Origin of the sequence: Oceanobacillus neutriphilus, assembly GCF_014645515.1 — a bacterium.
Taxonomy (GTDB): domain Bacteria; phylum Bacillota; class Bacilli; order Bacillales; family Amphibacillaceae; genus Oceanobacillus; species Oceanobacillus neutriphilus.
On sequence record NZ_BMLW01000003.1, the window covers coordinates 52,376 to 65,322 of the forward strand.

Consider the following 12,947-nt stretch of genomic DNA (forward strand, 5'->3'; position numbering starts at 1 on the left):
TTAATACAAAGCAAGTAAATTTCACGATTTATTGAAGTAGTTCAAGGAGGAGTTAAGATGAGAGTGCAAGATAAAGTTACACTAATCACAGGAGCTGGAACAGGTATTGGAAAAGAAACATCTCATTTATTTGCAAAAGAAGGCGCAAAGCTTATTTTGACAGATGTGAATGTAGAAGGTGTAAGAGAAACAGAAAAAGAAGTAAAAGAGCTTGGAGCAGAAGCTATTTCCATAAAGCATGATGTCAGTAAAGAAGAAGACTGGCAAGTGGTTGTAAAAGAAGCGGTTAATCAATTTGGAACCATTGATGTATTGTTTAATAATGCAGGAATATACATTATCAAACCAATTACTGAGATTGAATTAGACACATGGAATAAATTAATGAATATCAATGTGACAGGTACTTTCTTAGGCATGAAGCATGTGCTGCCGGTCATGCAGAAGCAGAAAAGCGGTTCGATTATTAATGCTTCTTCTGTAGCCGGTCTTGGCGGAGCACCTGGACATGCCTTATACGGTGCAAGTAAAGGTGCAGTCCGTATTATGAGTAAGGATGTTGCGATGGAGGTTGCCAAGGACCAGATTCGTGTGAACTCCATTCATCCGGGCTATATTGATACGCAAATGGCGGATTATGGAGCAGAGTCGCAGGGGAAAACCACTGATGAAGTAGGTAAAACTTACCCGCTGGGCCGTTTAGGAAAACGGACAGAGGTTGCGAAAACAGTGCTGTTCCTGGCATCTGAAGATTCATCTTATACGACAGGCGCAGAGTTTCCGATTGATGGCGGGTCAACCAGCTCGTTATAAATAAATGCCTGAAAAAGAAAAACGTATCAGCGGGTACTATCTCATTGATACGTTTTTCTTTTTGGAGTTACTATCGATGATTATAACAATCTGCAAGATGAATTATCGCGTCAATAACTAATTGAGGCTGATCTAAATAAATATCATGTCCCGCACCTAAAGCAAATAGCAGCTTGGCATTTTTGTAAATATCCTTTTGTTCCATAATCAATTGATGCCAGGTATTTTCTAGCAGCTCTGCTTCCGCTTTTGGAACCCCATCATCGATATAGTTTGAAATACATTTCCTCTTATCACGACCAATGATAGTTACTGGGAAATCTCCTGTAAATGATAAAGATCTAATGATTTCAGTATCTTTTTCCCAATTTGTGATCTCTTGAAGCATAGTTTTATATAATGAAGGGTTTGTATAAAATGTAATTAACTTTTCCTGTGTTTTTTTCGGCAGCTTTTGTTGTTTTTTTGTTAAAACAGGGTCTAATTGCTTTAAAAGTTCTTTGGGAGACATGGCTGCATACTCTTTACAGTTTTTAATCCATGCAGCATCTGATTCATTTTCATCGAGATAAGGCAGATCTAATTGGTCCAGCTTATATAAATCAACAGAGGTTGAATCTAATAGTAATAATCCTTGTATTCTTTCTGGATATAATTTTGAAAAATGCTGTGCACATAAACCGCCGTAGGAATGCCCTGCAAGAATGATCGGCTTTGTTATATTCAATTTCTCCAGTATTTGTATGATGTCCTTTGTAAAGTTTTCAGTAGTCCTTTCAATGTGATTGTATTCACTTTTACCTAATCCCGGGCGATGATACATAATAACCTGGTTCGTTTCTGCGAGCTTATACGTAATTTCTTCCCATTCATAGAAAGGAGATCCCATACCAGTCATTATGAGAATTGCCGGTTTTCCTGTTCCTTTAGATAGAATTTCAATCTTTTGACCATTGATTTCGATAAAATTCAAAAAATAGCCCCCTTTATAGAAATCAGAGTTTTATACAGGATCCTACATGAAGCATATCATACAATCCTAAATTGCTTGTGCCTTCATAACAAATGAAATAAAATACTTCCAGGCTGTAATTTCATTATTCATGACAAACCGGATGTTTATCCTATATAGTATACATAGAGATATGTCTAACGTGATAAGAGGCGAGATAAGATGACAAATAAAGAACCCAAACTAACGAAAAAACAAATAGCGATATTGGAGGCAGCCACAGATTTATTTGCAGAGAAAGGATATGCAGGGACCTCAACGAGCGAAATTGCAAATAAAGCAGAGGTAGCAGAAGGGACGATTTTTAAACATTTTAAATCTAAAAAAGGCTTGCTGCTGGCAATTGTTTCGCCAATGATGGTGAAGCTGGTTGCGCCGATGATAAAAAATGATCTGAATAAGGTGCTTGATCAGGAATATGAATATATTCAAGATTTTATTCGTGCCATGATTGAGAATCGGAAAGAATATATTCAAAATAATTTGCCGATGCTAAAAATATTAGTTCAAGAAATTCCTTTTCATCCAGAATTGAAAGAACAGTTTATTGAATATATCGGGAAGGATATTTTTGATAGGCTGAAAGAGATTATCAAATACTATCAGGATAAGGGCCAGCTGGTTGATATGAAAGCAGAAGTGATTATGCGTACGGTTGCAACTTCTATATTATCGTATATTGTGGCACGTTATGTATTTCTTCCGGAAGCAAACTGGGATGAAGAAGAGGTTGAGACAGAAAGAATTATTCAAATACTGGAAAGTGGAGTTATACAGAAAAAATAGAAGGGTTTTCTTTTACAAGCTATGTTTATGGAAAGCAGACTGATCTTATTCGTTGAAATGGGAAGTCTGCTTTTTTATAGTATTGAGATAATATAAAAATCTGTTATGCTTTATCACATAGCAAGAATGCCTGTCACTGCAGTCTCGAAAATCCAATTAAAAAACGAAAAGGAGCTATTATTGTGCTTGATTACAATAATTCCATTGCTTTACATATACAATTAAAAAATATTATTGAGAAGAAAATAGAAGAGGGAATATTTACAGACCAGATTCCAAGTGAAAGACAGCTTATGACAGATTATAATACGAGCCGAAGTACTGTCAGAGAGGCTGTTAATCTTTTAGTTCGTGAAGGAATATTGGAGAAGAGACATGGAAAAGGCACATTTGTTTCTTTAAAACCGATTCAAGATTGGCTTGGGAATTTAAGCAGTACGACGGAAACTATTATACAGATGGGAAAGAAACCGGGAGCAAAGGTAATTGCATCTTATTTGATGGAAACCCCGCACCATATTCAGGAAAAGACCGACCTTAAAGAGGCATATTTTATTAAACGAATTCGCTATGCCGATGACACGCCAATAGGTGTAGAACAGCATTACTATCCAGTTCATATTGGTGAGAAATTAATAAAGTATGATTTAAATGATGTAACATTGTACGATTTGCTGGAAAATGAGCTGGGAATAATACTTGCCGAGGCAGGGCAGACAATAAGCAGCGGTGCTTTTTCAGACGAGGATAAGGAGAATTTGGAATTGACGGATGGAACGAATGCCTTGATTGCTGAACGTATTATTAAGGATCGAAATAATGAAATCATTGAAATGGAAAAGGCATTTTATCGAAGTGATTTGTATACATTTAAATTAAACCTGTCTCGTAAGTTTGGATAGATCAGGCTGCTGAAAATTTAAAATTAAAATGGTGGTGATTATTGCTATTTCTCAGTCATAGAATATTAATATAATATATTTTTTTGAACTCATGGACAAAGCGGTTTATTAAAAACAGTAATAACTCTTATCATTATTTCAAATAACTGAATATATTGAATTAGGAGTTAACCTGGATTATACTATGAGCAGAGCTTTTATATTACAACTGGTTCGGACGTCAGAATCTTTATGAAGGGATTAGTTTGTCTTCTCAAATTTCGAAGCATGGGAGAGGAAGCAAAGAGAATAATTGGCGGTGTGCTGCAAACGGGATAAAATATAACGTCTTTTGTGTTTTGACGGCTTTTTTTAATGTTATTTTGAAGTGTTTAAGGAGGTAACTGGATGCTTAGAATAGTTCATTAATTGAGAGCGGTCTTTTTATTGTGTGAATTCTTCACTAGACAAATATTGTGCTAGGCTCATTAGAAATAAACTAGCTGCTCTGATAAAGAATGTATAACCTGAAGGTATTCCCTCATACGCTATAGGACTGGTTATTTAAAACTCAGAATAATTGTACAGTATACAACATGGCATAACAATCGATTCAACCGGTTCCTGGAATTTCAGTTTCTTCTTAAATTTAGGTTTCTAGATGAATAGTCTTAGATAAATGAGGAGGTAAGAAGAATGAAAGTCAAAAAAGAAATGAACGGTAGGCTTGAGAAAAAAGAATCGTTATTGTGGAATGCGATGCATCGTTTTAATCCGGAAGCGGAACAGCTTGTTGCCGTGAAGGGGGAGGGTTCATGGTTTACAGATGAATCTGGTAAACGGTATATGGATGGAGTTTCCGGGCTGTGGTGTTTAAATCTTGGTCATGGACGTGAGGAAATAGCCGAAGCGGCAGCGGAGCAAATGAAAAACCTTTCCTATTTTCCGTTAACGATGAGCCACCAGCCTGCAATCAAACTGGCAGCGAAGATTAGTGAACTGCTTGGCGAAGAGTATCGGACGTTTTTCGCAAATAGTGGTTCGGAAGCGAATGAAACGGCATTTAAAATCGCCAGACAATACCATAATCAGACCGGCAATCCGCAGAAATATAAAATTATTTCCCGTTACCGGGCTTATCATGGTTCAACCCTGGGAGCACTTAGTGCCACAGCACAAGCTAATAGACGGGTGAAATATGATCCGACAGTGCCCGGATTCCTGCATGTTTATCCACCGTACAGCTACCGATCCATTTTTAATGGAAGTGCGGAGGAGTCGGATTTGAAAGCGGCGCAGCTATTGGAAGAAATGATTAATTGGGAAGGCGAAGAAACCATAGCTGCCTTTATTATGGAACCTTTTATCTCCGGGGGCGGGGTTATTATCCCATCGATGAAATATATTCAACGGGTATCTGAAATTTGCAAGCAGCATAATATACTTCTAATAATGGATGAGGTTGTGTCCGGTTATGGGCGCACAGGGAAAATGTTTGGATTTCAGCAAGCAGCAGGAGTGCAGCCTGATATGGTAACAATGGCAAAAGGGCTGACCAGCGGTTATCTGCCTTTAGGAGCTACTGCGGTTAAATCTGAAATATATGATGTATTTCAAAAGGATGGAAAAGACTCGCATTTTCGGCACGTCTCCACATATGGAGGACATCCGGCAGCGTGTGCGGTTGCGCTGAAGAATATTGAAATCATTGAAAATGAGAACATCATTGAGCGTGTAAATAATCTCGCTCAATCCAAATTAGCAGAATTGCATCAACTGATTGATCATAAAAATGTTGGGGAAGTCAGGCAGACTGGTTTTCTATTGGGTATTGAGATGGTGGAGGATAAAGAATCCAAAACACCGTTAGCTGATGAAAAATTAGCCAAGATAATTGGATTGTGTAAAGAAAAAGGACTGATCATTGGAAAGAATGGAGATACCGTTCCGGGTCACAACAATGTTATTATTGCTGCGCCTCCATTAACAAGTACGGAGGAAGATTTGGACTTTCTGATTGATACGTTGCAGTCAGCGATCCGGAGTCTTTAATTAGCAGGTTTGCTGTTGAATGAGATTATACCAAATTAAAAAGTGCTATATTCTAGCACTTTTTAATTTGGTATAAATAATGGCTGATATCTGTCCAGGTACTTTTAATAGATATATCAGTAAAAATTCTTAACCCACACTATTATTCTAAATTAAGAAAAATTTCTTCCAGCGACGGTTGTTCCATTTCCAGACCAAAAACATCGATATCCTGCCGTACAAATTGCTTATTTACTTGCGGAATAAGCTCGCTTGACTGGACAATGATTTCTGAAGCATCCCCACCAATTTCAATTTTCACAGCAAGCTCTGTAAGAGATATTTTTAATTGTGTCTGCTCCTTTTCAGAGAGGGAACGGTGGTGGATATGAACTACAATATCCTGCTGATACTGTTCGCGCAGCTGCTTCATCGTTCCCTGTGTTTGAATACGTCCCTTATTCATAATCGCAATTTCATCACATAATTTTTCCACTTCATTTAAATTATGAGAGGTTAAGAAGATGGTCGTTCCTCGTGCAGCAATTTCCTTAATTAAAGAATGGATATTTAAAACGGCGTTGGCATCAACACCTGATGTGGGTTCGTCAAGGAAGAGCAGTTTAGGCTGATGAATGATACTTTGCGCAATTCCAAGTTTCTTTTTCATTCCAAATGAGAATTTTTTCACTTTTACATGGACAGCATCCTCTAAACCGACCTGTGAAAGAACACGTATAATTTCCTGCTTGGAGAGCGATTGCTTTAATAATTTCTGAAAGTAATTTAAATGGCTGAATGCAGTCAGGTCATCATAGAATGTGGAGTAATCCGGCAGGACCCCAATCTCTTTCTGAATAGACTCAAGCCTTTTTTCAGGCTGTCCTAAAACCTCGAAGGAACCGGAGCTTGGCTTAATCAGCCCGGTTACCATATTAATCAGGGTTGATTTACCGGCGCCATTTTTTCCAAGGAAACCAAAAATCGTTCCTTGGGGAATATGTAAATTAACTGAATCGACAACAGTTTTCTTTCCATATTTTTTTGTTAGCTGATTTGTTTGCAAGGCTGTCATCATAAATCCCTCTTTCTAAAGATAACTAAGCTTAATAAAATAAATAAAATGGGGAATAGCACTACGAAATAGGAATAATAATAGGAATCCTCCTCCTGCAGATAATAAAAATAAGGTGTCACATAACCAATTACTTTCACAAAAAGATTATCTGTCCCTGAACTCCATAATCCAAGTACCGGCAATGCTATTGAAATAATAATTCCTAAAAACATACTTAAAGACGGCTTTGGGATAATGGTAGAAAGAAAAAGCGTCAAGCCGATGAAGTAAGATACAAAAATAATCGATTGAACCAGAGTTAGCATAGAAAATGATTTTGAAAAAGGAATAATAAGTAATAATGCGACAGTGATACATATTGCCCAAAATAAAAAGCTTCCGATAAATTTTCCAATAATAATATTCCTCCTGCTTGTTTTCGTCGCTAAAAAACGGATGGTTCGTGTATCTATCTCTTTATTGACGATATTGTGGGATAAGCCCGTTACAAATAAAGAAGCAGCTAAAATTAATAAAAGCATTAGTCCCATAGCATAGGCATCATTTCCAAGTCCTAATTCGTGCAGGGGGGCTTCGAATTGACGTACTAATTTTGCAGTTCCGGCTGTTACGCCAAATAGTACGACAATAATTAAAATAGAGCGGATACTTGTAAATAAACTTTTAAATTCTCTAAAACCGACTGTAAACATAAATCAATCTACTCCTTTTTTTGTACATGTTAACTGATCACACGCTTGCGGGTTATGGCCATAATTCCGGCTGCCAGATAGATAATACCGCTAAAAATTCCTAAACCGATTGTTGACAGGGTGCCGAGTACTGCAGTCACTATTAATAAAATTCCTGCAGCTTTTCCCTTGTTTTCTTTTTTTAATAAGAAAATAGCAACAGCCCCTAAGATTATCCAGACAAACGAAATAATAGATAAGTAGATAAAAAGATAACCAATATAATTGATGAGCTGCTGTTCACTGAATTCATTAATATTCTCGTCCTCCATAAAAGACTGGACAAGCTCCAACGTATCGGGGCTTCCCTCAAGGTTACCGTACAGTAAAATACTGCCTGCGAATAAAATGCCAAATAAGAGAATACCAATAGCTGTTAAAATTGTTTCTGTTTTATATTTCATATCATCATCTTCCTTTCCTGTTTCTTAATCTCACTATAACAACCGCAGCTGTCTTCTATTTGAACAGAACTTTACCAATAAATAAAAAAAGCCTCCATTTGTTCAACTGTTCGTAAACTTGCTGTGGTAAGCTACCTATTGGAGGTGTTGTACGTGGAGGAACAGACAGATATTTTGATCGTAGATGATGAAAAAGCAATTGTGAATATGTTAGAGATGATGCTGAAGAAGGAAGGGTTCCAGCGTGTACATAAAGCTTATACAGGGCAGGAAGCCATACATATATTAAAGGAAAATAAAATAGAGGTTATTATATTAGACGTGATGCTGCCGGATGGGAGCGGATTTGATTTTTGTCCGAAAATCAGAGAGCTTACGGATGCATATATTCTCTTTTTAACGGCAAAGGTTTCTGATTTAGATGTGTTAACAGGTTTTGCAACAGGCGGGGATGATTATGTTACCAAACCATTTAACCCATTAGAAGTAGCAGCAAGAATCAAAGCCTATCTAAGAAGATCAACCCAAAAAGAAAATCATCCATTTGAAAAGTCCAGGAAATATGACTTTGGCCGTTTTATCTTGGATGAAAATGCGGGAGAGCTGAAGGTAACTGGAGAAAGCGTTCCGTGCCCGACACAGGTTTACTTACTGCTTCTTTACTTATGTAAGCATCCGAACAGAATTTTTTCTAAAGCGGATTTACTGGAGGCTGTTTGGGGATTTGAGCATTATGCAGATGAAAACACGGTCTCGGTACATATTAGAAGAATCCGGGAAAGAATTGAGGCCAATCCGAGTAAACCGGAATTACTGCTGACTGTACGGGGATTGGGATATAAATTAGTGAAAGGGAATGCCTCATGAAGAAATTACGGAGCAGGTTATTTTTTCATTTTTCGATTCAGTTTGGTTTTATTTCTTTGTTGATGATAGTTGTTGTTTTTACTGCCTTTTTTATCGGATTGTATTACCTTTCTAATGAGGATAGAGAAGCAGATTATTATCAAACACAATTAGAAGAACTTGCAATTAAAGTAGGTGATCCATACGATTATAAAGAAATGGGAAACGATATTAGTGATGTGTTACCAGAAAACGTGTGGCTGCAAATTATAGATGAAGAGGGGAACGTAATTGAGTCTGAAAATGCCCCGGAAGATTTAAAAGAAAGTTATAGCAGTTTTGACATGGTACAGATGAAGGAGCGGGAACAGCTTGGAGAGTCTGCTATAAAATACTCATTAGAAAAACCTTTGTATGGGAATGAAAACGAATATTTATATGTACTGGGTTATAAAGATCCAGGAACAATCCTGATGAATGAATTGGTAGAAAATGTCAATGGTAGCATTCCAGAAGCAGACAAGTCTGAGGTAGAAGGAAAATTGAACCGACTGGAAGGAACACTTGTTATTTATAATGAGGATGGGAATTTGGTTCAACAGTTTGGAAATCAGAAACAAGTAGAAGAACAACCACTAGGGATAATCGAGAAAGACACTTCTCCAGATCATTTCTCTGAAAAACAGTATACTTTTTTAGATAGAGATTCCGGTAACTCATGGATCCTATACACGCCAAATGAACAAAATCAAGATATGCCATTAACATTATATAGAAATATTACTCTTGTATTCGTTGGGTTAGCAGGAATTATATTGCTAGTAACAGTCTTTATCGCTTTTTGGAACAGCTTCCGCTATGGAAGTCCTTTATTTATTTTTTCAAATTGGCTGAACCGGATGGGAAATGGTAATTATGAGGAAGTTTTAACTGAACAGGAAAAGAAAAAAGTATATCGTAAAAATGGCAAATTAAAAAGAAGATATAAATTATATAAAGAGGTATTCCAGGCATTTGATGATATGGCCGAAAAACTGGATGCATCCCGGAAAGAAAGAGAACAGCTGGAAAAGAGCAGGGAGGAATGGGTTGCAGGAATTTCCCATGATCTCCGTACACCGCTTACCACCATGGAGGGCTATGGCCGCTTGCTGGGAAATAAGGAATACGACTGGTCGAAGCAGGAGCTTCAGGAGATTGGAGATACCATCACCGAAAAAAGTGATTATATGGTTGATTTAATCGAAGACTTTACGCTCAGCTTTAGGCTGAAAAATGATGCCGGCAGCTTAGCCTTTAACATGGTGAATCTCAATAACTATATGGAACATATTTTAGTGAAATTTCAAAAGGATGTAGCCTTTAATGATTATCAGGTTGTGTACAAACCTATTCACCCAGACAGAAAAATAGAAGTCAATGAGCGGCTGTTTGAAAGAATGATAGATAATCTGGTTTATAATGCATGGAAGCACAATCCGCCTGAAATAGCAATAAAGATAGAAGCAACTGAATCGGAAGAAGAAAAGGCATTGAAAATAAGAATTATTGATAATGGAACCGGCATGGATGAGGAAACACAAAAGCATCTGTTCACCCGCTATTACAGGGGGACAAACACAGATGAGAGAAATGAAGGGACAGGACTTGGAATGAGTATTGCTTTACAAATTGCCAAGCTGCATAAAGGAACGATTTCTGTCCAATCTGAAAAAGACAGGGGTACAATCGTAACGGTGGTTTTGCCTTATGATACAGATTAATCAAAGAGCGCGTTACAGGTGAAACAGCTGTAATGCGCTCTTACATAATATGGATTCTTATATAAAAGCATTCTTTAATTGAACAGGAAATCACCTGAATATCTGTCGATTTCACAAGACAATCAAAAAGTTATAATTTTTCAATAACCTCATCAATATTATTCCATTCATAAATTAATTCGTTTAATATTTTTCCGCCAATTTTAATTTGAAAAGTTTTAACTAATTTCGCACCATAATATTCATAAAAGTAACGTGTTTTGTTTTTTTCAAGGACTTCAACAAATATCTTTTCATAATTCAACTGTTGAAAATGCTTAAATAGTTCTTTAAGCAGCCTTTTACCAATTCCCTCTCCTTGATATTCTTCAAGCAAGTAAATAGATGTTAGATCTCCTGTATTACCTTCATTATTTTCTTGTCTTTTCCCTGCAGTTCCAAAACCGATTATTTGGTTTATTTCATTCATAGCAACCACAATATAATTTTCTTCTTCCGCAATATTACGTTTCCATAATTCTGTCCGGTCTTCGTAAGTTAAATTATTTAAAAAGTCATCTGGAATAATGCCTCTATAAGTTGTTTTCCAACTATCAACATGAACTTTTGCAATGTCTGCTTCATCATCTAATTGAGCTCTTCGTATGATCATAATTCCACCTCTGTTATGTATAGAAATAATTCCTTAAAATAATAACTTCAACAAGAATAGGTACTTCTCCTTCTTTTGGAAAAGTATTCGTTAGCTTCATAGTATTCAAACCGATTTTATTTTTACCGCTGTTAATATTATCGTTCTGATAATTAAATGAATTTCATAATTCTTAACCCGTAAGTCTTAATAAGTCCAGGACTTGAAAAAAGAAGTACCTCTCCAAAACTTGTAAAATGGTAGTTAATTAGAATTTTGTTTTTAAGAAGAGTAATTTTGAAATTCATTTACATAGCAGTTATTAACTAAAATAAAGAATTCAAAGTCAGCATAATAGATGATTTATACTAAAAGTAGTAAGAGAAGAGGGATCCAGGTGGAAGAGAAAACAAACATATTAATTGTAGAAGATGATTATGAAATTGCCCGGATTATGAAGGATCACTTAGACAGAGAAGGATTTCAGGTGACATGGGCATCTACTGGTGTGGGAGGCTGGGAATTGCGCAAGCTTTATTACAAAATCCGTCTGTCTTAATCCTGGATGAACCGACAAATGGTCTTGATCCTGCTGGTATCCGGGAGATCCGCCACTATATTCGGCGACTGGCTGAGGAGCATGGTGTTGCGGTCATCATTTCAAGTCATCTATTATCGGAAATTGAATTAATGTGTGACCGAATTGGAGTTATCAAAGATGGAGAGCTTGTGACAATTCAAACAGTCCACGATTCCACGGATTCAGAACAGGATTCCAATCAGGTACAAATGGAGGTCAGCTCTGCGGAGAAGGCTATGGAGCTGTTAAAAACAGAATATGAAATAGAAGCAAAGCTTACACGAGGACTGAGAACTTTTCAAAGTCAAAGAGAAGAGATACCAAAGATCATTCAGACATTTGTACGAAATGAGATATTAGTTTACCAGGTAATGGTATCCAGAGCAACATTGGAAGATAAATTCTTTGATCTGATTGGAGAGAATGTCATTGAGTAACTTATTTAGCTTAATTCAAAATGAAATCAACAAAATATATATCCAAAAATCCACCTGGATCATGTACATATTTTTAGCGGTCATTATTCTGGGATTTGGGCTGATAACGAATTTCTTTGGTGAGGAGAGGGAGAGCACAGATTCCGATTCATGGCGTGCGGAATTACAGCAGGAAAATGAAGAGCTGGCACAAGAGATGGAAGAGGAAGAGTTTCTCCAGGATTTCAACACGAGTCTGATTGAACAGAATAATTACTATTTAGAAAATGATATTCAGCCGGCAGGATATGATGCATGGCAATTTTTAATGAAAATGGACATGATGCTGTCGATTGTTAGTTTATTCACGATCATTATTGCTGCAGGTATTGTGGCGAATGAATTTAGATGGGGAACGATAAAGCTTTTACTTATCCGTCCAATCTCCAGATCAAAGATATTATTATCCAAATATCTGGCTGTTCTCTTATTTTCACTTGTTACCCTATTATTTGTCGTTGTCTTTTCCTGGGTGATTGGAGCTGTTTTCTTTGGTGTCGAAGGATTGAATCCTCATATCGTTATGGAAAAGGTCAGCGGCTTGGAGTATGTGTCAGTAATCCAGGAGACTGCCGGCAACTATGGGTATAAACTGGTTAACTTAGTGATGATGGGAACCTTTGCCTTTATGATTTCAAGCATTTTCCGTAATAGTGCGCTTGCTATAGGGACAGCAGTATTCCTAATGATGGCCGGGAATTCCATTGTCAGCTTTTTCTCGGAATATAGCTGGTCGAAGTATATTTTATTTGCAAATACGGATTTAAGCCAATATGCGAATGGTGCACCTTGGATTGAAGGAATGACATTACCATTCTCCATTGCGGTTTTACTTGTTTATTTTGCAGTTTTTATAGCAGCATCCTGGGGAATATTTACTAAAAGAGATATTGCAGGTCAGTAGTATATTGAAGG

13 protein-coding genes and 1 pseudogene are annotated in these 12,947 nt (G+C 36.9%); 9 read left to right on the forward strand and 5 right to left on the reverse strand.

Annotation, left to right across the window (positions count from 1 at the left end):
- Window positions 1-57 precede the first annotated feature (57 nt).
- Window positions 58-813 carry an SDR family NAD(P)-dependent oxidoreductase gene (locus IEX29_RS05760; protein ID WP_188733518.1) on the forward strand — a complete coding sequence of 252 codons (756 nt, stop codon included), beginning with the start codon at window positions 58-60 and terminating at the stop codon, window positions 811-813.
- A gap of 70 nt (window positions 814-883) precedes the next feature.
- Here the strand turns inward: IEX29_RS05760 and IEX29_RS05765 are convergent, their stop codons facing one another.
- A complete protein-coding gene (locus tag IEX29_RS05765; RefSeq protein ID WP_188733519.1) occupies window positions 884-1,786 on the reverse strand; it encodes an alpha/beta fold hydrolase in 903 nt (300 codons plus the stop codon).
- Between the two features lie 201 nt (window positions 1,787-1,987).
- On the opposite strand from IEX29_RS05765, the gene IEX29_RS05770 reads away from it, so the two are divergent.
- The 3 genes from IEX29_RS05770 to IEX29_RS05780 all read left to right on the forward strand — a co-directional run bounded on the left by IEX29_RS05770 (window position 1,988) and on the right by IEX29_RS05780 (window position 5,544).
- On the forward strand, window positions 1,988-2,611 hold the full coding sequence (locus tag IEX29_RS05770; protein ID WP_188733520.1) for a TetR/AcrR family transcriptional regulator: 624 nt from the start codon (window positions 1,988-1,990) through the stop codon (window positions 2,609-2,611).
- Between the two features lie 182 nt (window positions 2,612-2,793).
- Complete coding sequence (locus IEX29_RS05775; RefSeq protein ID WP_308423620.1) at window positions 2,794-3,513, forward strand: GntR family transcriptional regulator; 720 nt, start codon at window positions 2,794-2,796, stop codon at window positions 3,511-3,513.
- Window positions 3,514-4,188: 675 nt separating this feature from the next.
- Window positions 4,189-5,544, forward strand: a complete 1,356-nt coding sequence (locus IEX29_RS05780) for an aminotransferase (RefSeq protein ID WP_188733521.1) — start codon at window positions 4,189-4,191, stop codon at window positions 5,542-5,544.
- A gap of 142 nt (window positions 5,545-5,686) precedes the next feature.
- Here IEX29_RS05780 and IEX29_RS05785 read toward each other — a convergent pair whose 3' ends face one another.
- From IEX29_RS05785 to IEX29_RS05795, 3 genes are read right to left on the reverse strand one after another with little or no spacing between them, the layout of a single operon-like run.
- Window positions 5,687-6,601 carry an ABC transporter ATP-binding protein gene (locus IEX29_RS05785; RefSeq protein WP_308423621.1) on the reverse strand — a complete coding sequence of 305 codons (915 nt, stop codon included), beginning with the start codon at window positions 6,599-6,601 and terminating at the stop codon, window positions 5,687-5,689.
- Window positions 6,598-7,293 carry an ABC transporter permease gene (locus IEX29_RS05790; protein WP_188733522.1) on the reverse strand — a complete coding sequence of 232 codons (696 nt, stop codon included), beginning with the start codon at window positions 7,291-7,293 and terminating at the stop codon, window positions 6,598-6,600. Before IEX29_RS05790 ends, IEX29_RS05785 begins: the two co-directional genes overlap by 4 nt.
- Before the next feature lie 29 nt (window positions 7,294-7,322).
- On the reverse strand, window positions 7,323-7,736 hold the full coding sequence (locus tag IEX29_RS05795) for a DUF4064 domain-containing protein (RefSeq protein WP_188733523.1): 414 nt from the start codon (window positions 7,734-7,736) through the stop codon (window positions 7,323-7,325).
- A 153-nt stretch (window positions 7,737-7,889) separates the two neighbouring features.
- Here IEX29_RS05795 and IEX29_RS05800 point away from each other — a divergent pair, with 153 nt between their 5' ends.
- A complete protein-coding gene (locus tag IEX29_RS05800; protein ID WP_268239021.1) occupies window positions 7,890-8,603 on the forward strand; it encodes a response regulator transcription factor in 714 nt (237 codons plus the stop codon).
- On the forward strand, window positions 8,600-10,345 hold the full coding sequence (locus tag IEX29_RS05805; RefSeq protein WP_188733524.1) for a sensor histidine kinase: 1,746 nt from the start codon (window positions 8,600-8,602) through the stop codon (window positions 10,343-10,345). The genes IEX29_RS05800 and IEX29_RS05805 overlap by 4 nt, the downstream gene beginning before the upstream one ends.
- A gap of 130 nt (window positions 10,346-10,475) precedes the next feature.
- Here IEX29_RS05805 and IEX29_RS05810 read toward each other — a convergent pair whose 3' ends face one another.
- Complete coding sequence (locus IEX29_RS05810; protein WP_188733525.1) at window positions 10,476-10,997, reverse strand: GNAT family N-acetyltransferase; 522 nt, start codon at window positions 10,995-10,997, stop codon at window positions 10,476-10,478.
- A 376-nt stretch (window positions 10,998-11,373) separates the two neighbouring features.
- Here IEX29_RS05810 and IEX29_RS05815 point away from each other — a divergent pair, with 376 nt between their 5' ends.
- The 3 genes and pseudogenes from IEX29_RS05815 to IEX29_RS05825 all read left to right on the forward strand — a co-directional run bounded on the left by IEX29_RS05815 (window position 11,374) and on the right by IEX29_RS05825 (window position 12,936).
- Complete coding sequence (locus IEX29_RS05815; RefSeq protein WP_188733827.1) at window positions 11,374-11,535, forward strand: response regulator; 162 nt, start codon at window positions 11,374-11,376, stop codon at window positions 11,533-11,535.
- Window positions 11,490-11,993, forward strand: a pseudogene (locus IEX29_RS05820) (AAA family ATPase); the annotation flags it as partial. The gene IEX29_RS05815 and the pseudogene IEX29_RS05820, both read left to right, overlap by 46 nt.
- Window positions 11,986-12,936 carry an ABC transporter permease gene (locus IEX29_RS05825; protein ID WP_188733527.1) on the forward strand — a complete coding sequence of 317 codons (951 nt, stop codon included), beginning with the start codon at window positions 11,986-11,988 and terminating at the stop codon, window positions 12,934-12,936. The pseudogene IEX29_RS05820 and the gene IEX29_RS05825, both read left to right, overlap by 8 nt.
- Window positions 12,937-12,947: the final 11 nt, after the last annotated feature.

Excerpts from the sequence above, each read along its gene's own strand:
- IEX29_RS05785 (WP_308423621.1), bottom strand. The coding sequence starts at position 6,601 with ATGATGACAGCCTTGCAAACAAATCAGCTAACAAAAAAATATGGAAAG.
- IEX29_RS05805 (WP_188733524.1), top strand. The coding sequence starts at position 8,600 with ATGAAGAAATTACGGAGCAGGTTATTTTTTCATTTTTCGATTCAGTTT.
- IEX29_RS05810 (WP_188733525.1), bottom strand. The coding sequence starts at position 10,997 with ATGATCATACGAAGAGCTCAATTAGATGATGAAGCAGACATTGCAAAA.
- IEX29_RS05790 (WP_188733522.1), bottom strand. The coding sequence starts at position 7,293 with ATGTTTACAGTCGGTTTTAGAGAATTTAAAAGTTTATTTACAAGTATC.
- IEX29_RS05770 (WP_188733520.1), top strand. The coding sequence starts at position 1,988 with ATGACAAATAAAGAACCCAAACTAACGAAAAAACAAATAGCGATATTG.
- IEX29_RS05760 (WP_188733518.1), top strand. The coding sequence starts at position 58 with ATGAGAGTGCAAGATAAAGTTACACTAATCACAGGAGCTGGAACAGGT.
- IEX29_RS05780 (WP_188733521.1), top strand. The coding sequence starts at position 4,189 with ATGAAAGTCAAAAAAGAAATGAACGGTAGGCTTGAGAAAAAAGAATCG.
- IEX29_RS05795 (WP_188733523.1), bottom strand. The coding sequence starts at position 7,736 with ATGAAATATAAAACAGAAACAATTTTAACAGCTATTGGTATTCTCTTA.